Origin of the sequence: Conexibacter stalactiti (assembly GCF_033542075.1) — a bacterium.
Classification (GTDB): Bacteria; Actinomycetota; Thermoleophilia; order Solirubrobacterales; family Solirubrobacteraceae; genus Conexibacter; species Conexibacter stalactiti.
Map to the genome: position 1 here is coordinate 1 of NZ_JAWSTH010000050.1, position 22763 is coordinate 22763.

The 22763-nt window shown below is 72.8% G+C and carries 18 protein-coding genes; 11 read left to right on the forward strand and 7 right to left on the reverse strand.

Annotation, left to right across the window (positions count from 1 at the left end; all coding sequences use genetic code 11):
* Positions 1 to 339 (forward strand): helix-turn-helix domain-containing protein (locus tag R7226_RS17845; RefSeq protein WP_318598594.1); only part of this gene is annotated, 339 nt, incomplete at its 5' end.
* A 45-nt stretch (positions 340 to 384) separates the two neighbouring features.
* On the opposite strand, the gene R7226_RS17850 is transcribed toward R7226_RS17845, so the two are convergent.
* Positions 385 to 1677: a hypothetical protein gene (locus R7226_RS17850; protein ID WP_318598595.1), complete on the reverse strand. Its 1293-nt coding sequence runs from the start codon at positions 1675 to 1677 to the stop codon at positions 385 to 387.
* Between the two features lie 87 nt (positions 1678 to 1764).
* Between R7226_RS17850 and R7226_RS17855 the strand changes: the two genes are divergently transcribed.
* Together R7226_RS17855 and R7226_RS17860 are read left to right on the forward strand one after the other, a co-directional pair.
* The gene (locus R7226_RS17855; RefSeq protein ID WP_318598596.1) at positions 1765 to 2562 is read left to right on the forward strand and encodes an alpha/beta fold hydrolase; all 798 of its coding nucleotides are present in this window, start codon (positions 1765 to 1767) and stop codon (positions 2560 to 2562) included.
* A gap of 93 nt (positions 2563 to 2655) precedes the next feature.
* Complete coding sequence (locus R7226_RS17860; protein WP_318598597.1) at positions 2656 to 4551, forward strand: CocE/NonD family hydrolase; 1896 nt, start codon at positions 2656 to 2658, stop codon at positions 4549 to 4551.
* Here the strand turns inward: R7226_RS17860 and R7226_RS17865 are convergent.
* From R7226_RS17865 to R7226_RS17875, 3 genes are all read right to left on the reverse strand, one after another.
* A complete protein-coding gene (locus tag R7226_RS17865; protein WP_318598598.1) occupies positions 4548 to 5159 on the reverse strand; it encodes a TetR/AcrR family transcriptional regulator in 612 nt (203 codons plus the stop codon). The genes R7226_RS17860 and R7226_RS17865 overlap by 4 nt on opposite strands.
* Positions 5160 to 5203: 44 nt before the next feature.
* Entirely contained in the window at positions 5204 to 6061 is an 858-nt protein-coding gene (locus R7226_RS17870; RefSeq protein WP_318598599.1) for a hypothetical protein, read from the reverse strand.
* A gap of 101 nt (positions 6062 to 6162) precedes the next feature.
* Complete coding sequence (locus tag R7226_RS17875) at positions 6163 to 7149, reverse strand: glycosyltransferase family protein (RefSeq protein WP_318598600.1); 987 nt, start codon at positions 7147 to 7149, stop codon at positions 6163 to 6165.
* 166 nt (positions 7150 to 7315) lie between these two features.
* Between R7226_RS17875 and R7226_RS17880 the strand changes: the two genes are divergently transcribed.
* Together R7226_RS17880 and R7226_RS17885 are read left to right on the forward strand one after the other, a co-directional pair.
* Positions 7316 to 8830: a flavin-containing monooxygenase gene (locus R7226_RS17880; protein WP_318598601.1), complete on the forward strand. Its 1515-nt coding sequence runs from the start codon at positions 7316 to 7318 to the stop codon at positions 8828 to 8830.
* Between the two features lie 8 nt (positions 8831 to 8838).
* The gene (locus tag R7226_RS17885; RefSeq protein WP_318598602.1) at positions 8839 to 10194 is read left to right on the forward strand and encodes a DUF2254 domain-containing protein; all 1356 of its coding nucleotides are present in this window, start codon (positions 8839 to 8841) and stop codon (positions 10192 to 10194) included.
* A 27-nt stretch (positions 10195 to 10221) separates the two neighbouring features.
* On the opposite strand, the gene R7226_RS17890 is transcribed toward R7226_RS17885, so the two are convergent.
* Complete coding sequence (locus R7226_RS17890) at positions 10222 to 10767, reverse strand: HhH-GPD-type base excision DNA repair protein (protein WP_318598603.1); 546 nt, start codon at positions 10765 to 10767, stop codon at positions 10222 to 10224.
* Between the two features lie 86 nt (positions 10768 to 10853).
* On the opposite strand from R7226_RS17890, the gene R7226_RS17895 reads away from it, so the two are divergent.
* The 4 genes from R7226_RS17895 (at position 10854) to R7226_RS17910 (ending at position 17739) form a co-directional block, all read left to right on the forward strand.
* A complete protein-coding gene (locus R7226_RS17895; protein ID WP_318598605.1) occupies positions 10854 to 13235 on the forward strand; it encodes a hypothetical protein in 2382 nt (793 codons plus the stop codon).
* Between the two features lie 105 nt (positions 13236 to 13340).
* Positions 13341 to 15026 (forward strand): FAD-dependent oxidoreductase, encoded by a 1686-nt coding sequence (locus R7226_RS17900; RefSeq protein ID WP_318598606.1) that lies wholly within the window; start codon positions 13341 to 13343, stop codon positions 15024 to 15026.
* 7 nt (positions 15027 to 15033) lie between these two features.
* The gene (locus tag R7226_RS17905; protein ID WP_318598607.1) at positions 15034 to 16455 is read left to right on the forward strand and encodes an ATP-binding protein; all 1422 of its coding nucleotides are present in this window, start codon (positions 15034 to 15036) and stop codon (positions 16453 to 16455) included.
* A gap of 111 nt (positions 16456 to 16566) precedes the next feature.
* On the forward strand, positions 16567 to 17739 hold the full coding sequence (locus tag R7226_RS17910; RefSeq protein WP_318598608.1) for a hypothetical protein: 1173 nt from the start codon (positions 16567 to 16569) through the stop codon (positions 17737 to 17739).
* A gap of 46 nt (positions 17740 to 17785) precedes the next feature.
* Here the strand turns inward: R7226_RS17910 and R7226_RS17915 are convergent, their stop codons facing one another.
* Together R7226_RS17915 and R7226_RS17920 are read right to left on the reverse strand one after the other, a co-directional pair.
* A complete protein-coding gene (locus tag R7226_RS17915; RefSeq protein WP_318598609.1) occupies positions 17786 to 18187 on the reverse strand; it encodes a BlaI/MecI/CopY family transcriptional regulator in 402 nt (133 codons plus the stop codon).
* Positions 18184 to 19158 carry a M56 family metallopeptidase gene (locus R7226_RS17920; RefSeq protein WP_318598610.1) on the reverse strand — a complete coding sequence of 325 codons (975 nt, stop codon included), beginning with the start codon at positions 19156 to 19158 and terminating at the stop codon, positions 18184 to 18186. The genes R7226_RS17915 and R7226_RS17920 overlap by 4 nt, the downstream gene beginning before the upstream one ends.
* Positions 19159 to 19306: 148 nt before the next feature.
* Between R7226_RS17920 and R7226_RS17925 the strand changes: the two genes are divergently transcribed.
* Both R7226_RS17925 and R7226_RS17930 read left to right on the forward strand, forming a co-directional pair.
* Positions 19307 to 20524 carry an acetyl-CoA C-acetyltransferase gene (locus R7226_RS17925; protein ID WP_318598611.1) on the forward strand — a complete coding sequence of 406 codons (1218 nt, stop codon included), beginning with the start codon at positions 19307 to 19309 and terminating at the stop codon, positions 20522 to 20524.
* Positions 20524 to 22716 (forward strand): 3-hydroxyacyl-CoA dehydrogenase NAD-binding domain-containing protein, encoded by a 2193-nt coding sequence (locus tag R7226_RS17930; RefSeq protein ID WP_318598612.1) that lies wholly within the window; start codon positions 20524 to 20526, stop codon positions 22714 to 22716. The genes R7226_RS17925 and R7226_RS17930 overlap by 1 nt, the downstream gene beginning before the upstream one ends.
* Positions 22717 to 22763: the final 47 nt, after the last annotated feature.

Consider the following 22763-nt stretch of genomic DNA (forward strand, 5'->3'; position numbering starts at 1 on the left):
CGGCGGGCGCTGCACGTGCTGGAGCGGCTCGGTGCCGAGCCGTGGGCGCGGCGGGCGCGCAGCGAGCTGCGCGCGACCGGCGGCCGCGCCGCCGAGCCGGCCGCGGCGACGCCGGTCGAGGAGCTGACCCCGCACGAGCTGCAGGTCGCGCTGCTGGTCGCCGGCGGCCGCACCAACCGCGAGGTCGGCGCGGCGCTGTTCCTCAGCGCCAAGACGATCGAGCACCACCTCAGCGCGATCTACCGCAAGCTCGGGCTGCGCTCGCGCACCCAGCTGGCGGCGATGCTCGCCGACGAGACCGGCGAGCAGAGCGCCGCCGGTCTCGCGCTGCCGCGCTGAGCGGCCCGTCGCGGAAGCCCCCGCGCGGAAGCCCCCAGCGCGCCGCTACTTCAGTCTCACCTGCGCGCGCGCCTTGCCCGCGACGATCGTGACGGTCGCCGAGCGCTTGCCCTTCAGCGCCCGTCTGCCCGCTCTGGTGAGCTTCAGCTTCACCGTCGCCTTGCCGGCGGCGCCGACTCTGACGCGCGCCGAGGCGAGCGTCGTGCGGCCGAGCTTGGCCGTCACCGTCACCGTCCCCTTCGGCAGCCCCGACAGCTTCACCGTCAGGCCCTGCGCGCGGACGCTCTTCAGCGATCTCGTCGCGACGGTCGCCTGCGGGCCGCTTCTGCCGCCGTTGCCGCCGCCGCCGTTGTCGCCGCCTCTTCTGGCGGGCGGCGTCGGCGGGACCGGCGGCGCGGGCGGGGCAGGGGGCGCGGGCGGAGCGGGCGGCGGCGGCGCCGGTGCCGAATAGGTCGCGTTGGAGAAGGAGGGATCGTTCGCGGTCGCGGAGACGATCCGGTCCTGCAGCGCGCAGTCGCTGCCGTCGGCGCCGATCGTCGGGCGCGCGAGGTGGAGGCCGGCGTCGTCGACGAACGCGATCGTCGTGCCGCTCGGCGACAGCGCGGCGTCGCCCAGCTCGCCGCTCGTCGGGACATAGCAGCCGGGTCCGTCGGTGTTCGACGGCATCGGGCCGGAGAGCGTCTGGTAGAGCAGTCTGCGCTGGCCGTCGTTGAACGTCGTCAGCAGGCGCGTCGCGTCGCGCGAGACCTCGGCGTAGGAGAAGGGGCCGTTGATCCAGGCGGTCGTCTCGCCGCCGTGGCCGTAGTAGATGCCGTTGGTGTTGCTCCAGACGAGCTTGCCGGCATGCCAGGTCGCGTCGAGCATCCCCTGGAAGCCGGGACCGGGACCGGTCGGCGAGCCCGGCGCGTCGGCCGGCACGACGTTGCCCTTCGGCGTCCCGCCGGCGCCGACGAAGCGACCGAAGGTGTACGCGAGCAGCCTGCCCTCGGGCTGGATGCGGGCGGCGAACGGGACCGTCACGCCGATTCCCCACGCCGGCATCATGTTGACCGTGCGCGCGCCGTTGGCGGCGGCGACGAAGACGATCGCGGGGTTGCCGGTCTGTCTGTCGAGCCGCAGCGCGGCGAGGTCGCCAGCGTCGTTGAGGCTCGGGTAGCCGTAGGAGAAGCGGTCGTCGGCGTCGGTCGTGAGCTGTCTTCTGAACGTGCCGTCGACGTTCTCGGCCCAGACGTTGCGGCCGTCGACGTAGGTGACGATCTCGGCGGCGGCCGGGCCCGCCGCGACGCCGAGCGCGCAGGACGCGAGCAGCGCGGCGGGAAGGAACGGAAGTGAGCGCATCGGGCCAGGATCGCCCCTGTTGGCGCGGCGGCCATCCCTCGAACGTCACCGCCGCCTCACCGCTTCCGCATAGCTAGCCTCCCTCGCGTGAGCTCGACCTTCACCCCCTTCCATCGCGGCGGCTCAGGCTCGCCGCTCGTGCTGCTGCACGGCTTCACCGACACCTGGCGGACGTGGGAGCTGGTGCTGCCGCAGCTGGAGCGCCACCACGACGTGCTCGCGGTGACGCTCGCCGGCCACGCCGGCGGGCCTCCCCTCGACGAGGTCAGCGACGCGGCGCTCGTCGACGCGGTCGAGCGGGCGATGGACGAGGCCGGCTTCGCGACCGCGCACGTCGCCGGCAACTCGCTCGGCGGCTACATCTCGCTGCAGCTCGCCGCGCGCGGCCGCGCCGAGTCGGTCGTGGCGCTGGCGCCGGCCGGCGGCTGGGCGGTCGGCGATGAGTCGTTCAACGAGACGCTCGCCTACTTCACGACGATGCAGGAGCTGCTGGCGGCGGCCGTGCCGCACGCCGACATGATCGTCGCCTCGCCGGAGGGGCGCCGCCGCGCGACCGAGTTCATCGCGACCAACTTCGAGCACATCCCAGCCGAGCTGATCGCCCACCTGATGCGCGGCGCCGCCAGCTGCCCCGGGGTCGTGCCGCTGATCGAGTTCGCCGAGCGCGAGGGCTGGAAGCTCGACGCCGAGCGGATCGACTGCCCGGTGCGGATCGTGTGGGGGACCGACGACCGCGTGCTCGCGTGGCCCTCGACCGCCGCCCGCTTTCGCGACGACTGGCTGCCGCGCGCCGACTGGGTCGAGCTGGACGGCGTCGGCCACTGCCCGCAGCTCGACGTGCCGCTCGAAGCGGCGCAGCTGATCGCCGGCTTCACCGCGCGCTGAACCGCGGCGCGCCTTCCCGAGGCACCGAAAACAAGCCCAGCGGACAGCCGTATCTGGTACGGTCGAGTTCCACTTCGCAAACGGGGAGAGAAGATGCGAAAGCTGGCGACACTCGTCGCAGGGGGATGTCTCGCGCTGGCCGCGGGGGCGCCGACGGCCGCGCAGGCCGCCACGCCGTTCGGCCACGCCTGCACGGCGCAGAACGGCGTGCGCTTCTGTCCGACCGCGACGCTCGAACAGCGCGTGCCGTCGTGGGACGGCCTGCCGCTCGACGTCGACGTGACGCTGCCGGCGAGCGGCGAGGGTCCGTTCCCGACGATCGTGCTGATGCACGGGCTCGGCGGCGACAAGGCGATGTTCCAGGACACGAGAGCCGACGGCAACAGCGCGCTGACGTACCACTACAACGACGTCTTCTACGCGCAGCGGGGCTACGCCGTCGTGACGCCGACCGCGCGCGGCTTCGGCCGCTCCTGCGGTGCGGCCGCCAGAGGCGGCGCCGGCTGCGAGAGAGGCTGGACACGACTCGACGACACGCGCTACGAGGCGCGCGACGTCCAGCACCTGCTCGGCCTGCTGGTCGACCAGAGAATCGCCGCGCCGGCCGCGCTCGGCGCCACCGGCGTCTCCTACGGCGGCGGCACCGCCGCGCAGCTCGCCTTCCTGAGAGATCGGGTCCGGCTGCCGAACGGCAGCTTCCAGACGTGGAGAAGTCCGGCCGGCACGTCGCTGAGAATCGCCGCCTCCTACCCGCGCTGGGGCTGGTCGGAGCTGGCGACCGCGCTCGTTCCCAACGGCCGCGCCGACGACGCGGCGCCGACCACCTACGCGCAGGTGACCACGCCGCCCGGCGTCGCGAAGCTGTCGTACACGACGCTGCTCTACCTGATCAGCTCGCTCGTCGGGACGGTCGCGCCCGAGGGCGCCGACGCGGAAGCCGATCTGACCGGCTGGTACAACCGCCTGATCCAGGGCGAGCCGTACACCGGCACGGTGATAGACGGCGTGATCAGAGCGTTCGCCTTCAAGGGCACGATCAGCGTCCCCGGCGTCCCGGCGCCGATGCTGATCGAGAACGGCTGGACCGACGCGCTCTTCACCGCCCATCAGGGGCTCGCGCTCTACAACCAGGCGCGCGCCGCCAGCGCGAGCGCCGACGTCTCGCTCGTGCTCGCCGACACCGGCCACATGCCGGCGTCCAACCGCACGCCGCTCGTGAGAGCGCTCGTCGACCAGGGCGCCGCCTTCTTCGACGCGAAGCTGCGCGCGATCGGCTCCGCGCCGGCGCCGTCGTCGGTGAAGCTCTACCCGATGACCTGCCCGGCCGGCTCCGCCGCGACGCCGGTGACGGCCGCGTCGTGGGCCGCCGCCCATCCCGGCACGCTGTCGTTCAGCACGACGTGGCCGCAGACGACGACCTCAAGCGGGCTCAACTACCTCGGCCAGCTCGACGACGACCCGCTGATCCCGGCGCTCGGCTCGACCGTCGGCGACGTGCTGACCGGCGTCATCACCGGCGACCTCGACCTCGGCGAGATCACCGGCGGCGCGAGCTTCGGGAGACTGTTCACGCAGGCGTTGCAGAACTCCGACCCGTGCACCGTCAAGCTGCCGGGCATCTCGCCCAACAGCATCGAGAGCACCGGCTCGATCCGCCTCAGAGCGTTCACGCTGCTCGGGATGCCGAGAGTGACCGTCGACCTCGCCCACACCGGGCCTGACGGCCTGCTCGCGGCGCGGCTGTGGGACGTCCGCCCGGACGGCTCGAAGATCCTCGTCACGCGCGGCGTCTACCGCGTCGGCGCCGGCCAGATCGGGCGGGTCAGCTTCCAACTCGACGGCAACCAGTACCGCTTCGGCGTGGGCAGCCGCCCGCGCGTCGAGCTGCTCTCGACCGACTCGCCGTACATGCGGCCGAGCAACTTCGCCAGCAGCACGCTGGCGACGAGAGTCGCGGTCGCGCTGCCGACCGCGGAGGCGAACCCCTAGGAGTCGTCGCCGGCGGGGGCGCCAGCCGCCCCCGTCGGCGCGACGAAGGCGCCGATCAGCGTCTGCGCCAGCATCGCCGCGACCACCGCCTCGTCCTGCCCGGGATCGCGCAGCTGGTCGGCCGAGGCCATCGCGAGCGCGATCAGCATCTCCATGATCCAGCGCGGCGTCAGCTCCCGGCGCAGCTCGCCGCGCGCCTGCGCCGCGACGATCCAGGTCAGCAGCGGATCGTCCGCGCTCGCCGGCTCTACCAGCCGCGCGGCGAGCTGGCGGTCGGCGTGCAGGACGCGGAAGCGGGCGGCGAGGCGCGCGATGTCGCGGCTCAGGCGCACGAACACCTCGGCCGCTGTTCCGCCGTCGGCGACGACGGCGCGCGCTATCTCGCGCCCCTCCTCGATCGCCCGCAGCGTCGCGGCGAGCAGCAGCTCCTCGCGCGTCGGGAAGTGCCGGAAGAGCGTGGAGCGGCCGACGCCGGCCTGGCGCGCGATGTCGTCGAGCGAGAGGTCGCGCAGATCGCCGGAGAGGGCGAAGACGGCTTCGAGCACCCGCTCGCGGTTGCGCTGGGCGTCGGCGCGGCCGGTGGGCGGATCTGGCGGCGGCGAGGTCACGGACCGCTGACAGTAGCGGCGGGCGCCGCGCGGGCGGCCGGCGATCAGTCGAGCGAGACGACCCGCCGCGCGGCCGCGTCCCACGCCCAGCGCGGGCGGCCGCCGCCGAGCTGGACGCCGCCGAGCCAGCGCTCGGCCGGCGGCCGCGGCAGCTCGCCGGCGCGGACCTGCTCGCCGGCCTCCGTCAGCGCGTAGCGCGGCCGGTCGCCGCCGTCGCTCCACACCACCAGCGGCGCGAGCTCGTCGGCGAGCGCCCACAGCGGCAGGTCGGCGATCCACGGCACCTCCTCCCGCGCGGCGACCCGCTCGAACAGGTCGTGCGGCGTCAGCGGGCCGTCGGCGAGCGCGGCGAGCACGGCCGCCTCCAGCCGGCTGAGGCCGCTGCGCGCGTCTGGCAGCTCCTCGCACAGCCGCGCGAAGGCCGGCACCCGCTCCCACGCGCGCGGGTCGGGCGAGCGCAGCGCGGCGAAGTCGGCGCCGTCGGGCGTGAAGGGGCTGCGCGCGAGGAACAGCTCGCGCAGGTCGGCGCGCGGCGTGTGCGGCAGCACGACGAGCGTGACCGGCCCGGGGCGGCCGGCGAGCCGGTCGCTGACCTGGGCGAGCTGGAGCGCGTCGTAGAGATCGGGCTCGAACCACAGCACGACCTCGGCGCCGGCCGGGTGGACGGCGACGCGGGCGTCGCGCTCGTGCAGCTGCGCCAGCGCCGCGTGCTCCTCCTCCCATCCGCGCGCGGCGAGGTGGGCGGCGCGCACGAGCGCGAGCGCCTCGGGGCCGAGCCCGGCCGGCACGGGGCCGTCGTGCAGCACGTCGCGCCACGGCACGACGTCGCCGAGTGGGACGCCGGCCGCCGCCGCGACGGCGGGGGCGACGACGTCGCCGTTGGTGACGTGCAGCGCGGTCATGGAGCCAGCCTACGCGCGTGCGGGCCGGCTCATGCGCGGGGAGTCCCGCGCGCGTCTGCCGCGTTGCTCTCCGGATGCGTCGCCGCGCCGCCCGCGCGCCTCTACCGCGGCGCCGCGATCGCGCTGCGGAAGGCCGCCTCCCAGACGTCGGCGTTGCCCGCCAGGCGGTGGCCGCGGGCCCATTTCTCGCCGCGCTTGGAGAGCTTCTTGCGCAGCTTCGCGTCGGTGACGATCCGCCGCAGTGCCGCCGGCCACTCGTCGTCGGCCACGAGCAGACCGCCCTCGCGCTCGCCGAGGCCGACGTAGGGACCTATCGGCGAGGCGAGCCACGGGATCCCGAAGGCCGCGTACTCCTTCAGCTTGATGTCGGAGCGGCCGCGGTTGAAGGGCGAGTCGGCGAGCGGCGCGATGCCGACGTCGAAGCGGGCGATTCTGCCGGCGAGCAGCGGGAACTCGACCTCTCTCGTGTGCTCGTAGCGCTCGTGGCCGAGCCCGAGGTCGAACGGGCCGACGTTCTCGACGACGACCTCGGGGCGCTCCTCGAGCAGCTCGCGGAAGACCTCGCGCAGTCTCAGCGCCTGCCAGTCGCGCTTGTGGTCGGCCCACGCTATCCAGCCGATCCGCAGCTCGCCGGGCCGCGTCGACGGTCGCACCTCGTCGAAGCCGCGCGGGAGGAAGTTGGGCACGACGCAGACCTGGCGCGCGCCGGCCTCGCGGTACTGGGCGGCGAGCAGCTCGTTGGTCGTCGTGATCACGTCGGCGAGCCCGACCATCGCGCGCAGGCCGGCGGCGACCTCCTGGCTGCGCAGCCCGCCGCGTCTGCGCTCGGGCGCGTTGGCGACGTTGTCGTCGTGGTCCCACACGATCGGGACGCCGGCGGTGCGCAGCTGCCGCAATATCTTCTGCGTCGGCGCGTCCTGGTAGCGGTGCAGGAAGACGACGTCGGCCGCCAGCACGTCGTCGGTGACGTCGACCGTCTCGGTTGTCAGCTGCACCGAGTGGCCGCGTCGCAGCAGCTCCTGCAGCGGGTCGTAGACGCGGTAGTACGAGCTGCCGAAGCGGTGCGACGTGAAGGCGGCGATCCTCATAGCGCGCAGGCGTTCGCGCGTCGCTCTGGAATGGCGTCGATCATGGAGAGACAATGCACGAACGCCCGCGCCGGGGCAAGTGGAAGGTGGTAGTACATGAGCGTCTACGCGCCCGGTACTCTCGGGTACCGGCGCCTCGAACGAGCTCGATGGGGAAGATGTCCCAATGGAGCCTGAACACGTCGACGTGCTGATCGTCGGTGCTGGCCTCTCCGGCATCGGCGCCGCCTGCCACCTGCGGGCCGACTCGCCCGGCAAGAGCTTCGCGATCCTCGAGTCGCGCGCTGCCAGCGGCGGGACCTGGGATCTCTTCCGCTACCCGGGCATCCGCTCGGACTCGGACATGTTCACGCTCGGCTACGCCTTCAAGCCGTGGACCGAGGCGAAGGCGATCGCCGACGGCCCCTCGATCCTCAGATACATCCGCGAGACCGCGGCCGAGCACGACGTCGAGGAGCGGATCCGCTACAACCACCGCGTCGTGCGCGCCGAGTGGTCCTCGCAGGAGGCGCGCTGGACGGTCACCGCCGCGCGCACCGACAGTGACGAGCAGGTCACGCTCACCTGCGACTTCCTCTTCGGCTGCACCGGCTACTACCGCTACGACGAGGGCTACTCGCCGCGCTTCCCCGGCAGCGAGCGGTTCACGGGCGAGGTCGTCCACCCGCAGCACTGGCCTGAGGACCTCGACTACGCCGGCAAGCGCGTCGTCGTGATCGGCTCGGGCGCGACCGCGGTCACGCTGATCCCGTCGATGGCCGACAGAGCCGCGCACGTGACGATGCTGCAGCGCTCGCCGAGCTATGTGATGTCGCTGCCGGCGAAGGACCCGATAGCCGACTTCCTGCGCCGCCTGCTGCCGGCGAAGGCCGCGTACCCGATCGTGCGCTGGAAGAACGTCGCGCTCAGCTCGACGCTGTTCCAGCTCAGCCGCCGCGCTCCCGGCTTCGTCAAGAAGCTGATCCGCAAGGGCGTGCAGCGCCAGCTGCCGGAGGGCTACGCCGTCGACACCCACTTCGCGCCGACCTACGACCCGTGGGACCAGCGCCTCTGCCTCGTGCCCGACGGCGATCTCTTCAAGGCGATCCGCTCCGGCCGCGCGTCGGTCGTCACCGACCGCATCGAGACGTTCACCGAGAGCGGCATCAGACTGGCCTCCGGCGGCGAGCTGGAGGCCGACGTGATCGTCACCGCGACCGGCCTCAACCTGCTGCTGCTCGGCGGCATGTCGATAGCGGTCGACGGCCGCGAGATCGACCTCTCGAAGACCGTCGGCTACAAGGGCATGATGTTCAGCGGCGTCCCCAACCTCGCCGTCACGATCGGCTACACGAACGCCTCCTGGACGCTCAAGGGCGACCTCGCGGCCGAGTACGTCTGCCGCCTCGTCAACCACATGGAGGCGACCGGCAACAACGTCGTGACGCCGCTGGCGCCCGACCCGTCGCTGCCGACCGAGCCGTTCATCGACCTCGCCTCCGGCTACGTGCTGCGCTCGATCGACGACCTGCCGCGCCAGGGGATGAGAGCGCCATGGCGGCTGCACCAGAACTACGCGCTCGACGTCGTGATGCTCAAGCGCGGGGCGCTCGAGGACGACGGGATCCGCTTCACGCGCGGCGGCGAGGCGGCCGCGCGCGTCGCCGCGCAGGCAGCGCCGCCGGATCAGCTCGTAGTCTGACGCGCACGATGAGCGCCGCCGGCGACAGCCCCGCGTCGCCGCCGCGCCAGCAGCTGTCGGCCGGCGAGCGATCGCCGAGCTGGCGGCTGCGCTTCCAGCTGCGCGAGTGGCGCTCGCGCAGCCTCGTGCTCGTGCCGACGCTCTACATCATCGCCGCGCTGCTGCTGGCCGAGGCGGTGCCGGCGATCGAGGAGCGGCGCGACCTGCTGCACCTGCAGCTCGACCCCGACACCGCGCGCACGATCCTCTCCTCGATCGCGGGCGGGATGATCGCCTTCACCGGCCTCGTCGTCTCGATCGCGGTCGTCGTCGTGCAGTTCGGCGCCAGTCAGTACACGCCGCGGCTCGTCAACCGCTTCCGCCGCGACCCGATCGTCAAGCACGCGCTCGGCGTCTTCGTCGCGCCGACGATCTACGCGCTCGTCTCACTGCGCAACATCGGCCGCGACGGCTCGACCGTCGTGCCGAGCGTGACCGTCGGGCTCAACCTGCTGCTGCTGATCGCGGCGATGCTCGCCTTCTTCGGGCTCGTCAGCCGCCTGCTCGACCTGCTGCGGCCGCGGCGCGTGATCGCGCAGGTCGTCGAGCGCGCCGGGGAGGCCGTGCTGGAGGCGTACCCGTTCCCGTTCGACGCGGCGCCGCCGCGGCCGTCGCTGCCGCCGGCGCCGGTCGGCGCCGTCGTCCGCCACGAGGGCCGCGCCGGCGTGCTCGCCACGCTCGACCGCGCGGGCATCGTCGCGCTCGCGCGGGCGGCCGGCGCGCTCGTCGAGGTGACGGTCCCGATCGGCGGCTTCGTGCCGCGCGGGGCGCCGCTGTTCCGCGTCCATGGCGCGGGCGAGCGGATCGACGCCGCCGCGCTGCGCCGCACCGCGATGCTCGCCGAGGAGCGCACGATCAGCCAGGACCCCGCGTTCGCGATCCGCGCGATCGCCGACATCGGGCTGCGCGCGCTGTCGCCGGCCGTCAACGACCCCACGACCGGCGTGCAGGCGCTCGACGGGATCGAGGAGCTGCTGCGCGAGCTGACTGCGCGCGACCTCGAACGGGGCCAGATCGCCGACGACGCCGGCACCGTCCGGCTCGTCTACCCCAACCCCGGCTGGGCCGATCTGCTCGACCTGTCGCTGACCGAGATCCGCGTCTACGGCGTCGCGCAGCCGCAGATCGCGCGGCGCATGCGGGCACTCCTGCTGGGGCTGCTGGACGGCGCGCCGGAGCCGCGCCGGCCGGCGCTGGAGGCGCAGCTCGCGCGGCTCGACGCCGCCGTCGCGCGCGCCTACCCGGATCCGGTCGAGCGGGCGCACGCCGAGCAGCCCGACCGGCTCGGGATCGGCGGCGCGGCCGCGCTCACGCGCGGCGTGTGAGGCCGGCGGGCGCGCTGCGCCCCGCCCTCACGCCCGCGCCTTCGACCACTCCGCCTTGTGCAGCTTCTTCGCCGCCTGGTAGTCGGTCAGCGCCTGCGCGGAGTCGACGTCGCCGAGCGTCGGGTGCCACGGCACCAGCGGCTGGGCGGCGGCGACGCCGTAGTGCTTGGCCAGCACCGCGCCGAGCGACTTGACCTTCATCTCGCCGAAGCCGGGCAGCGCGGCGAGGTTGGCGCGCAGCTCGGCCGGGTCGGCGGCGTCGCGCCAGACGCGCGCGGCGTCCCCGTCGTAGCGGTCGCGCACGTGCACGGCCAGCTCGTGGATCCGCTGGGCCATCGCGCCCGGGTAGCGGTGGATCGCCGGCTTCTCGCGGAAGAGCGGCTCCAGGTCGGCGGCGGCGATCGCGCCGGCGTCGAGCGATCCGAGCCGCTCCTGCAAGGCCAGCGGCCCCGCGAACGCCTTCTGCACGGTCACCTGCTGGTCGAGCGCGAAGCCGATCAGCAGCGCCAGCGGGTCGGCCGCGATCAGCGCGTTGGCGGCGTCGGACTCGGTGAACCAGAGGCGCTCGGGCATGCGGCGATGGTACGCAAGACCAGCTTCAACTGTGAACGAGCTGTGCCGCGGCGCAACGTCCGCGCAAAGCTGGTGTTGTCCTTGGCGTGGGGTATTTCTACGAAGCGACGACGACGCGCGCACGGCGGCGCGCGCTGATCGCCGCGACGCTGGCATTCAGCCTGCTCGCCGCGTTCCTGACAGCCGCCACCCCGGCCCGCGCGGTCGAGCTGGGCGTCTCCGACTCGAAGGCGCAGACGCTCGACGAGCCGTTCTGGGCCGGCCTGAACGTCAACCGCATCCGCGTGGTGCTGCCGTTCGACGTGGTCAACGCGACCGGCGACGCCGGCAGAAGACGGCGCGAGGACTTCGAGACGCTGCGCACGGCGGCGAACGCCCGCGGCGCGCTGCTGCACGTCTCCTTCGCCGCCAGCGCCGACGTGCGCTCGCCCAGCGGCGAGGCGCTCGCGCCGACCGTCGAGGAGTTCGACGTCGGCTTCCGCGCCTTCCGCGAGAGATATCCCGAGGTCGTCGAGATCTCGCCGTGGAACGAGCCGAACAACCCGGACGGGCGCACCTACCCGCTCGCCGCCGACCCGGTGCTCGCCGCCAACCTGTGGCTGCGCGCGCAGGCGATCTGCCCCAGCTGCACGATCGTGGCGGGCGACTTCGCCGGGATCGCGGGCGACGACGCCTACGTCGACGCCTACCAGGCGACGCTGCTGGCAGCCGGCGCGATCCCGCGCGTCTGGGCCTTCCACGACCACGGCGACGTCAACTCGTTCCAGTCCGACGGACCGGACAGCGCCCGCGTCGCGCGCTACTTCATCTCCAAGCTGCAGGGCCCGTGGGCCGGCGGGCGGATCTGGATCAACGAGGTCGGCGCGCGCTTCCGCGACGCCAGCGGCGCGGTCCTCGGCGACGACTCGCAGCAGCTCGCGACGCAGTTCCTGCTCGGGCTCGGGACGCTCGATCCGCGGATCGACGCGATCTACTACTACAACTACTCCAACGGCTGCAACACTGCGGGCAGATGCGCGATACAGGATCGCGGCCTGCTGTCGCCGACGCCGGTCGACGGCAGCCCGCTCGACTACGACACGCCCAACCGCCCGCGCGCCGCCTACGGCGTCTTCGCCGCCCGCGGCCCCGTGATCGTGCCGGCGCAGCTGGTCCCGCCGGTCGTCACGATCGACACGCCGGCGCAGGCGCAGGCGGTCAACAGACGCACGCCCGACTTCAACGGCCAGGCCGCGACCGGCGGCCGTGCCGCCGCGACGGTTCAGCTGCAGATCTTCAGCGGCATCTCGGCGACGCAGAGCAGCGCTCCGCTGCAGACCGGGACCGGGACGGTCACCGGCGGGCGCTGGGCGGTCAGAGCGGCCTCGCTGCCCGACGGCGCCTACACCGCGCGCGCGACGCAGGTCGGCAACCCCAGCTCCTCCGGCATCAGCGTCGACACCGCCTTCACCGTCGACACGGTGCCGCCGACGACGAGATTCCTCGGCGTCCCGCCGGCGCTGACCGGCGCGCACAGCGCGACCGTCACGTTCGTCGCCTCAGAGCCGGGCGCGACCTTCGCCTGCTCGGTCGACCGCGCTCCGTGGACGCCCTGCACGGCGCCGCTGAAGCTGTCGAGACTGAGACTGGGCACGCACACGCTGCGCGTCAGAGCGACCGACGTCGCCGGCAACGTGCAGCGCAGACCGTCCGTCGCGACGTGGCGCGTCGTCTCGCTGCAGACGGCGCTGCTGCCGCGCACCGCGAGCCTCGGCGACGCCGTCTCGCTGGGCCTGCCGGTGAGCACCGCGTGTGCCGACAGCTGCCGTGTCGACGCGCGGCTCTACATGCCGCGTGCCGCGGCGCAGGCGGCCGGCCTCGCCTTCCGCTCGGTCTCGCGCCGCGACCCGGCGCGCCCGCGGGGCGCCGGCTACGTCGTCGTCGGCGGCGCCAAGCTGGTGCGTCCGCGCGCCGGCAGCGGAGCGCTGGCGCTGAGAGTGAGAGCGGCGTCGAGCGGCGCGCTCGCGGCGACCTCGTCGCTCGCGGTCCGCGCCGGCTTCACGCTGACGCCGAAGGGCTCCAAGCCGACGGCGATCAGCCGCGCGGTGACGCTCGTGCGCAGCGGACCGCTGCGCGGGCTGCCGGAGCGCGGGCTGCCGATCACGCTCGCCTGCTCCAGCCCCTGCTCGGCGCGCACCGCGATGTACGTCTCCGATCGCAGCGCGCGGGCGCTGAGAGCGCCCGGCGGGCGCGTCTCGGGCACGCGCGCCAACGGGCTGCCGCGCGGCAGCTACGCCGCGCTCGGCGAGCGTGTCGTGAGTCGGACGAAGGCCGGCGGCAGCGACGTGACGATCGCGCTCGACCTGCCGAGAGCGGCGGTCAGACGCCTCACGCGCCTCTCCGCGCTCGGCCTGCGCACGTCGGCTCGCACGCGCGGAGCCGGCTCCGCCGCGGCCGCCTACTCGCTCCCGCTGACGCTGCCCCGCTGAGCCCGCGCTCCGAGGACCGTCACATCGCATCCCTCCACGGGGTGCTGGGTGACGGTCCTCCGCGCCGGAGCGTCGCTCGACGCGCGTGCTAGCTTGGCCCAGGCCATGACGACGCTCGCTGACACTCCACCGACCGGCGAGCGTGAGCGCCGCCCGGTCATCCTCGCCGTCGACGACGAGCCCGCGGTTCTCGCGGCCGTCGCGCGCGACCTGCGCCGCGGCTTCGGCGAGCGCTTCCGCATCATGCGGACCTCCAGCGGCGCTGAGGCGCTCGAGGTGCTGGGCCAGATCCGCGCGCGCGGCGAGCAGGTCGCGCTGCTGGTCGCCGACCAGCGGATGCCCGGCATGGAGGGGACCGAGTACCTCGCGCGCGCCCGCCAGCTCGTGCCCGACGCCAAGCGCGTGCTGCTGACCGCCTACGCCGACACCGAGGCGGCGATCGCGGCGATCAACGAGGTCGCGCTCGACTACTACCTGATGAAGCCGTGGGACCCGCCGGAGGAGCAGTTCTTCCCGGTGCTCGAGGACCTGCTGACGACGTGGGAGTCCGGCGCGGCGCTGGAGGCCGGCGGCGTGCGCGTGATCGGCCACCGCTTCTCGAAGGAGTCGCACGACCTGCGCGACTTCCTCGCGCGCAACCGCGTCCCCGCGCGCTGGCTCGACGTCGAGCGCGACGGCGAGGCGCGCGAGCTGCTCAGAATCGCCGCCGTCCCCGCCGACCGCCTGCCCGTCGCGCTGCTGGAGGACGGCAGCGTGCTGGAGCGGCCGTCGGTGCTGGAGCTGGCCGAGCGGCTCGGCGTCGTCGGCGTGCCGGCCTCCGACCACTACGACCTCGTGATCGTCGGCGGCGGCCCGGCCGGCCTCGCGGCGGCCGTCTACGGCGCCTCCGAAGGGCTCAAGACGGCGCTGGTCGAGCGCGAGGCGCCCGGCGGCCAGGCCGGCCAGTCGAGCCGGATCGAGAACTACCTCGGCTTTCCCGCCGGCCTCTCCGGCTCCGACCTCGCGCGCCGCGCCGCCGACCAGGCGCGCCGCCTCGGCGCCGAGCTGCTGACGATGCGCGACGCGGCGAGACTGCGCGTCGAGGGCTCGGGCCGGATCGTCGAGCTGACCGGCGGCGCCGAGCTGAGCGCGAACTGCGTGCTGATCGCCTCCGGCGTCTCCTACAACCAGCTGAGAGCGCCCGGCTTCGCGGAGCTGACCGGCGCCGGCATCTACTACGGCGCCGCGCTGACCGAGGCGCGCTCCTGCGCCGACCAGCACGTCGTCATCATCGGCGGCGCCAACTCGGCCGGCCAGGCGGCCGTCTACTTCGCCAGCTACGCGAGCCAGGTGACGATGCTCGTGCGCGGCGAATCACTGACCAGCTCGATGTCGCACTACTTGATCGAGCAGCTCGCGGCGCTGCCGAACGTCGACGTGCGGACCGGCACGCAGGCGATCCGAGCCGAGGGCGAGGACGACCATCTCGCGCGCCTGACGATGAGAGGCCCGGACGGCAGCGAGAGCACCGAGCGGGTCGACGCCTGCTTCGTCTTCATCGGCGCCGCGCCGCGGACCGACTGGCTGGAGGGGACGGTCACGCGCGACGAGCGCGGCTTCATCGTCGCCGGCCTGGACGTCAAGGGCAACGGCTGGCCGCTGGCGCGCGACCCCTATCTGCTGGAGACGAGCGTCCCCGGCGTCTTCGTCGCCGGCGACGTGCGCGCGCGCTCGATAAAGCGCGTCGCGAGCGCCGTCGGCGAGGGCTCGATGTCGGTCTCGCTCGCCCACGAGTACCTCGCGGAGGGGTGAGCGGCCGATGACGACCGAAGCGCATCAGACCGCGACCGTCGCCGACCTGCGCACGGTCGACCTGTTCGACGGGCTCGACGACGCGACGCTCGAGCGCTGGGCGGCGGCGACGACGCTGCGCGAGCAGAAGGTCGGCGATGTCGTCGTCGAGGCGGGGGAGGAAGGTCACGGGCTTCACCTGATCCTGCAGGGCAGACTGCGCGTCTTCTCGGTCGACGGCGACCGCGTCGAGGCGGACGGGCTGCAGGTCGCGCCGACGTGGGTCGGCGCGATCCCGACGCTGACGCTCGGCTGGCATCGCGTGCGGATGGTCGTCGAGAGCGACGCGCGGATCGCGACGATCGCGCGCGAGCCGTTCATCGACCTCGTGCTGAGCACGCGCCCGGTCTTCGACCTGCTGATGAGAACGGTGCGGCCGGTCGTCAGCAAGGGCGCCCAGCGGGAGGCCAACCGCGAGCGGCTCGCCTCGCTCGGCACGATGGCGGCCGGGCTCGCGCACGAGCTGAACAACCCCGCCGCGGCCGCCAAGCGCGCCGCCTCCGACCTCGCCGAGACGCTGATCACGTTCGAGGCGTTCGTCGGCAAGCTCGTCGAGGCCGGTGTCGAGCGCGAGGACGCGGCGCTCGTCGTCGGGCTCAAGGACGAGCTGCTGGAGCGTGCGAGAACGAACGAGGAGCTGAGCGCGCTGGAGGCCGCCGACCTCGAGGACGAGCTGCTCGACCAGCTCGAGGCGATCGGCGTGGAGGAGCCCTGGAGACTGGTCGGCCCGCTCGCCGCCGCCGGCGCCGACGCCGAGTGGCTGAATCGCACCGCGCAGGTCGCCGGCAGAGTCGTCAACGAGGTCGTCAGCTGGGTCGCCGCGTCGCTGCAGGCGCACACGCTCGCCGACGAGCTGGCCGAGGCGACCGATCGCATGAGCGAGTTGGTCAGAGCGGTCAAGTCGTACGCCTTCATGGACCGCGGCGAGGTCGTCCAGGCCGACGTCCACGAAGGCATCATCACGACGCTGATGGTGCTCAAGCACAAGTGGAAGCACCGCTCGATCAGCCTCGACAAGCAGTTCGACAAGACGCTGCCGAGAGTCACGATGTACGGCTCGGAGCTGAACCAGGTCTGGACCAACCTGATCGACAACGCGATCAGCGCGATCGGCGAGTCGGGCACGATCACGATCAGAACGCGCAGAGAGGGTGACTGCGTCGTCGTCGACATCGCCGACGACGGCCCCGGCATCCCGGAGGAGATCGTCAGACGGATCTTCGACCCCTTCTTCACGACGAAGGAGGTCGGCAGCGGCACCGGCCTCGGCCTGGACGTCGCGCGGCGCATCGTCGTCGACCGCCACGGCGGCAGCCTCAGCGTCGACTCGCGGCCGGGCCACACCGAGTTCCACGTCTGGCTGCCGATCGAGCACACGAAGAAGGGGTAGCGGGCGAGGGGCCTCCCGCCCGCCCCCGGCCGCGGGCGGTGCGCGCTGGGGGGAACGCAGAGGGGGTGCCCCGATGCACGGTCGCGGCGGTCCTCCTACCGTCGCCGCTCTATGCGCACGCTCGTCTTCTCAGCCCTGCTCGCCGTGGCCGCCGTCGTGGCATCGCCGGCCGCCGCTTCCGCCGCCGCAACTGTCACCGCCTTCGAGCTGACGGCGCCGGGCAGAGATCCGCGACTCGGCGAGCTGGAGCTGAGAGCGAGCTGCAGGCCGGGCTGCACGCTGAAGCTGAGAGAGCTGAACGTGCTGCGCTACAAGACGCGCGGCGGCACACCGCAGCAGCTCCCGCACGCCGCCGCCGGCCCGCTGAAGGGCACCTACAAGCTGGCGGCGGGCAAGCCGCAGGAGATCAGAATCGTCGTACCCGTCGACGTGCAGGCGGTCGCGCGCGAGTCGCTGCCGGCCGGCCTCGCGCTCGTCGGCAACGTCACGATGAGCGTCACCGCCGCCGACGGCACGACGACCGACGCGGTGCGCCAGTTCAACGTCCGCACGGCGAAGACGCCCGCGCCCTTCCCGAGATCGTCGGTCGTCGACTCGATCGTCGTGACGGAGTCGCCGAGAGCGGTGAGAGGGAAGAGATGGAACTACGCCGTCACGATCGAGGGCAGACAGACGTCGAGATGGTCGTATGACCGCAACAGAACGACCGGCGGCTGCACGGTCGTCGACAACGGCAGAGGCGTCCAGAGACTGACGTTCAGATCGAAGGACGGCTACTACGTCCAGCACGTGCCGACCGCCTCCGGGTGGCCGATGCTGCTCGTGCCCGGAAGAAGCTTCGAGCCGATGATCCCGATCCGGATCGAGGCCGAGCGCGACAGCAGCGAGAACAAGGGGACCTCGGGCGACTGCGGCGGCGGCACCGCCGGCGGCGCGGGCGGCAGCGAGAGAAGAAGATGCATCCGCACGGGCGGCCGCCCGGCCTTCTTCGACCTCGGCTACGTCTTCCACGGGGACAACAGATACGGCCTCTACGCGGGCGCGACGTACGCCTCGTTCGAGCGGCCGACGGTCGAGCCCGACTGCCCGTTCGAGATGTACGCCGACGCGCTCGATCCGCTGCAGCCGGAGGTCGCGCGCGCCAACGCCGAGGCGCACCGGACGCTGGCGGCCGGTCCCGGCCAGGCGGTGATGCTGTTCAACGTCAACCGCAGAGAGAAGATCGAGGGCGGCTGGCTGAGCAGCTCGACGCGGTACAGCGTCACGTTCAGAAAGTCGCGCTGAGCGGCTGGCGCAGGCCGTCGCGGCTCGCGTCGGCCCCGCGCGGCGCTCAGCCCGGAGCGACCTCCCCGCGCGCGAGCTGCTCCAGCCGCGCGCGGCGCTCCGGGTCGAGCTCGCCGACCTGGCGCGCGAAGTGGACGAGCGCGGCGTCGCCGAACTCGCCGACGAGCGCGTCGACCTCGGCGCGAGCGCGCGCGGCGAGGTAGGCGTCGCGGCCGAGCGCCGGCCGGTAGCGGTCGCTCTTGCCGTCGCGGCGGCGCTCCAGCAGCCCCTTCGCGTGCAGCCGCACGGCCATCGTCATGACGGTCGTGTAGGCGCGGGCTCTGCCACCGCTCGCGTTCAGCAGGTCGAGCAGCTCGCGCACGGTGCGGGCGCCGCCGGCCGCCCACAGCGCCTCCATCAGCTCGCGCTCGGCGCCGACGATCGATGGCGGGGGCGTGGCCTCGCTCATGACGCCGACGGTACCGGGGCGAGGCCCTGGCGCGCCGCGCGCGCGAGCTGCAGCGTCGCGGCCGCCGCGCACGGCAGCGCCAGCACGACCGCGAGGCAGAGGTGGAGGCCGAACGGCGCGAGGTCGAGCGCGCGGCCGGTCGTGTGCTCGACCGCGAGCACCGGGCAGGCGAGCACCAGCGCGAGCGTGCCGAGCGCGGCGGCGGTCGCGCCGGCCGGCTGCGCCCACGGCACCCGCACGCCGGCAAGCGAGTCGATCCGCTCGGGGTCGATCGCCAGCGGCGTGCGCTGCGCCCGCTCGACCGCGAGCAGCGCCCGTGCCAGCGGGCGGGGATCGCCGCCGCAGGCGGCGACCGCGGCGGCGTCGGCGCGCAGCTCGGCGAGCGCCGCGCTGCGGGCGCACAACGGCCGCAAGACCGGCAGGAAGAAGAGCGCTCTGCTCGCCAGCTCGCAGGCGAGCCGCCGCAGCGGGTCGCGCCGCCGCGCGTGCGCGTCCTCGTGCGCGAGCAGTGCGCGGAGCGGGGTCGGCGCGTCGCGCGCGCCCGCCGCCCCATCGGGCGCCAAAGCCTCCAACAACCCCCGCGTCACGTAGACCCGCGGCCGCCGCAGGCCGGCGCAGAAGGAGGCGGGGCGGAGGTCGTCGATCACGCCGACCGCGATGCCGGCGACCAACTGCGGCCGCGCCGCCGCCAGCGCCGGGGCCATCCGCCCTGCCGCCCGCGCGTGTGCGCGCACGACGCTCAATCCGCGCCAGGCCGCGATCGCGGCCAGCACGGCCAGCGCGCTGACCAGCGGCCACTCCAGCACGAGATGAGCCAGCAGCGGCTCGTGCGCGTGGTCGATCGCGTGGGCGGGAGCTCCGTCGGCGAGCAGCACGGCCCCCGCGACGGCCGCCACGGCCGCGATCGTCGCGAGCGCGCCGAGCAGCGCCAGGAGGGCATGAATCGTCGATCCTGACTGGGGTTCGTGCACCTTCGACAAGGCTACGATGGCGGCGGAAGCAGGCTGTGACCGCGCTGTGAAGCGGATGCTTCGACATCGCCGTGGCCGGACCTGCCACGATATTGGCTGACTGGCCAATCAGGCCGCCTCAGATCGAGCCCAACAGAGGTAGGGAGAGATGCCAAGCACCGAAGCGCTGGTCTTCGACGCCATCCGCACACCGCGCGGAAAGGGCAAGAGCAACGGATCGCTGCACACGACGAAGCCGGTCGACCTGGTCGTCGGCCTGATGCACGAGATCCTCTCGCGCAACGTCTCGCTCGATCCAAAGCGGGTCGACGACGTCGTGCTCGGCTGCGTCACCCCGGTCGGCGACCAGGGGATGGACATCGCCAAGACGGCGGCCCTGAAGGCCGGCCTGCCGGACACCGTCGCCGGCGTGCAGCTCAACCGCTTCTGCGCCTCCGGCCTGGAGGCGGTCAACGTCGCCGCCCAGAAGGTCGCCTCCGGCTGGGAGGACCTCGTCTTCGCCGGCGGCGTCGAGTCGATGTCGCGCGTGCCGATGGGCACCGACGGCGGCGCCTGGGCGCTCGACCCGGCGACCAACCTCGAGACCGACTTCGTCCCGCAGGGGATCTCGGCCGACCTGATCGCGACCGTCGAGGGCTTCACGCGCGACGACGTCGACGCCTACGCCGTCCGCTCGCAGGAGCGCGCCGCCGCCGCGCAGGCCGCCGGCAAGTTCAAGGACTCGGTCGTCCCGGTGCTCGACATCAACGACCACGTCGTGCTCGACAACGACGAGTTCATCCGCGCCGGCACGACGACGGAGACGCTCGGCAGACTGAAGCCGTCGTTCGCCGCGATGGGCGAGATGGGCGGCTTCGACGCCGTCGCGCTGCAGAAGTACCACTGGATCGAGCGGATCGACCACGTGCACACGCCGGGCAACTCGTCCGGCATCGTCGACGGCGCCTCGCTGCTGGCGATCGGCAACGCGCAGACCGGCGAGGAGCTGGGCCTCAAGCCGCGCGCCCGCATCCTCGCGACGGCCGTCTCCGGCGCCGATCCGACGATCATGCTGACCGGCCCGGCGCCGGCGTCGAAGAAGGCGCTCGCGAAGGCCGGCCTGACCGCCGACCAGCTCGATCTCGTCGAGATCAACGAGGCGTTCGCGGCCGTCGTGCTGCGCTTCGTCAAGGACATGGACCTCGACATGGAGAAGGTCAACGTCAACGGCGGCGCGATCGCGATGGGCCACCCGCTCGGCGCGACCGGCGGCATGATCCTCGGCACGCTGATCGACGAGCTGCACCGCACGGGCGGCAAGTACGGCCTCGCCACGCTCTGCGTCGGCGGCGGCATGGGCATCGCGACCGTCGTGGAGGCGATCTGATGAGCGAGAGCACGATTCGCTGGGAGCAGGACGCCGACGGCGTCGTCGTCCTGACGTTGGACGACCCGAACCAGGGCGCCAACACGATGAACGAGGCGTACGTCCGCTCGATGGCGGCGACGATCGAGAGACTCGAGGCTGAGAAGGAGTCGATCTCCGGCGTCATCGTGACGTCGGGCAAGTCGACCTTCTTCGCCGGCGGCGACCTCAACAACCTCAGAGCGGTCACGCCCGAGCAGGCCGAGGAGTTCGCCTCCTTCCTGCGCGAGGTGAAGGGCCAGTTGCGGCGCCTGGAGACGCTCGGCAAGCCGGTCGTCGCGGCCGTCGGCGGCACCGCGCTCGGCGGCGGCCTCGAGATCACGCTGGCGACTCACCGTCGCATCGTCGTCGACGACAGCAAGATCCAGATCGGCTTCCCCGAGGTCTCGCTCGGCCTGCTGCCCGGCGCCGGCGGCGTCGTGCGCACCGTGCGCATGCTCGGCATCGTCAACGCGCTGATGCAGTTCCTGCTCCAGGGCAAGAGAGTCCGCCCGGGCAAGGCGGTCGAGCTGGGGATCTTCGACGAGCTGGTCGCGTCGAAGGACGACCTGATCCCGGCCGCGAAGAAGTGGATCGCGGAGAACCCCGAGGCGCAGCAGCCGTGGGACGCGGACAAGAAGTACAAGATCCCCGGCGGCACGCCGTCGACGCCGGCGCTGGCGATGAACCTGCCGGCCTTCCCGGCGAACCTGAAGAAGCAGCTGAAGGGCGCCAACTACCCGGCGCCGGCCGCGATCATGGCGGCCGCGATCGAGGGCGCGCAGGTCGACTTCGACAGCGCGATCGAGATCGAGGGCCGCTACTTCGTCAAGCTCGCCACCGGCCAGGTCGCGAAGAACATGATCCAGGCGTTCTTCTTCGACCTCCAGCAGGTCAACGGCGACCGCGGCCGTCCGGCCGAGATCGAGCCGTTCCGCTCGAAGAGGGTCGTCGTGCTCGGCGCAGGCATGATGGGCGCCGCGATCGCGTACGTCTGCGCGAAGGCCGGCATCGAGGTCGTGCTCAAGGACGTCGACCAGGCGGCTGCCGAGCGCGGCAAGGACTACTCGAAGAGACTGCTCGACAAGGCCGTCTCGCGCGGTCGCTCGACGCAGGAGAAGGCCGACGCGCTGCTGGCGCTGATCACGCCGACGACCGACCCCTCGGCCGCGGCCGGCGCCGACCTCGTGATCGAGGCCGTCTTCGAGGATCCGGCCGTGAAGGCGAGAGTGTTCGCGGAGATCGAGCCGTTCCTCGCCGAGGGCGCGCTGCTGGGCTCCAACACCTCGACGCTGCCGATCACGCAGCTCGCCGAGGGCGTCTCGCGGCCGAACGACTTCATCGGCCTGCACTTCTTCTCGCCGGTCGACAAGATGCCGCTGCTGGAGATCATCAAGGGCGAGGCGACGAGCGACGAGACGCTCTATCGCGCGCTCGACGTCGCGAAGCAGATCAAGAAGACCCCGATCGTCGTCAACGACTCGCGCGGCTTCTTCACCTCGCGCGTGATCGGCACGTTCATCAACGAGGGCATCTCGATGCTGACGGAGGGGATCCCCGCTCCGACGATCGAGCAGGCCTCCTCGCAGGCCGGCTACCCCGCGCCGGTGCTGCAGCTGTCCGACGAGCTGAACCTGAAGCTGATGCGCAAGATCCGCAACGCCGCGAAGGCAGCCGGCGACGCGGTCGGCAGCGGCTGGGACGAGCATCCCTCCGAGATCGTGATCGACCGCATGCTCGACGAGTTCGACCGCCCCGGCAAGCTGGAGGGCAAGGGCTTCTACTCCTACGCCGACGGCAAGCGCACGGGCATCTGGGAGGGCTTGAAGGACGCCTTCCCGCCGGTCGCCGACCCCTCCTCGATCTCGCTGAGAGACCTCGAGGAGCGGATGATGTTCATCGAGGCGATCGAGACCGTGAAGTGCCGTGACGAGGGCGTGATCGAGTCGGTCGCCGACGCGAACATCGGCTCGATCTTCGGCATCGGCTTCCCGGCCTGGTCGGGCGGCGTGCTGCAGTACATCAACGGCTACGAAGGCGGCGTCGCCGGCTTCGTCGCCCGCTCGCGCGAGCTGGCCGCCAAGTACGGCGACCGCTTCAACCCGCCGGCGTCGCTGGTCGAGGCCGCCGACAAGGGCGACCTCTACCTCGACGGCGTCGCCACGCCGGCGTAGCAGTCTCTCCACAGTTTCGTTGCGAATCGGCGCTTGCGCCGTTCGCA

Coding starts and splice junctions, on each gene's coding strand:
- R7226_RS17885 (WP_318598602.1), top strand. CDS start 8,839: ATGAGCGCCGCCGGCGACAGCCCCGCGTCGCCGCCGCGCCAGCAGCTG.
- R7226_RS17930 (WP_318598612.1), top strand. CDS start 20,524: ATGAGCGAGAGCACGATTCGCTGGGAGCAGGACGCCGACGGCGTCGTC.
- R7226_RS17850 (WP_318598595.1), bottom strand. CDS start 1,677: ATGCGCTCACTTCCGTTCCTTCCCGCCGCGCTGCTCGCGTCCTGCGCG.
- R7226_RS17910 (WP_318598608.1), top strand. CDS start 16,567: ATGCGCACGCTCGTCTTCTCAGCCCTGCTCGCCGTGGCCGCCGTCGTG.
- R7226_RS17925 (WP_318598611.1), top strand. CDS start 19,307: ATGCCAAGCACCGAAGCGCTGGTCTTCGACGCCATCCGCACACCGCGC.
- R7226_RS17875 (WP_318598600.1), bottom strand. CDS start 7,149: ATGAGGATCGCCGCCTTCACGTCGCACCGCTTCGGCAGCTCGTACTAC.
- R7226_RS17890 (WP_318598603.1), bottom strand. CDS start 10,767: ATGCCCGAGCGCCTCTGGTTCACCGAGTCCGACGCCGCCAACGCGCTG.
- R7226_RS17905 (WP_318598607.1), top strand. CDS start 15,034: ATGACGACCGAAGCGCATCAGACCGCGACCGTCGCCGACCTGCGCACG.
- R7226_RS17860 (WP_318598597.1), top strand. CDS start 2,656: ATGCGAAAGCTGGCGACACTCGTCGCAGGGGGATGTCTCGCGCTGGCC.
- R7226_RS17900 (WP_318598606.1), top strand. CDS start 13,341: ATGACGACGCTCGCTGACACTCCACCGACCGGCGAGCGTGAGCGCCGC.
- R7226_RS17880 (WP_318598601.1), top strand. CDS start 7,316: ATGGAGCCTGAACACGTCGACGTGCTGATCGTCGGTGCTGGCCTCTCC.
- R7226_RS17915 (WP_318598609.1), bottom strand. CDS start 18,187: ATGAGCGAGGCCACGCCCCCGCCATCGATCGTCGGCGCCGAGCGCGAG.
- R7226_RS17870 (WP_318598599.1), bottom strand. CDS start 6,061: ATGACCGCGCTGCACGTCACCAACGGCGACGTCGTCGCCCCCGCCGTC.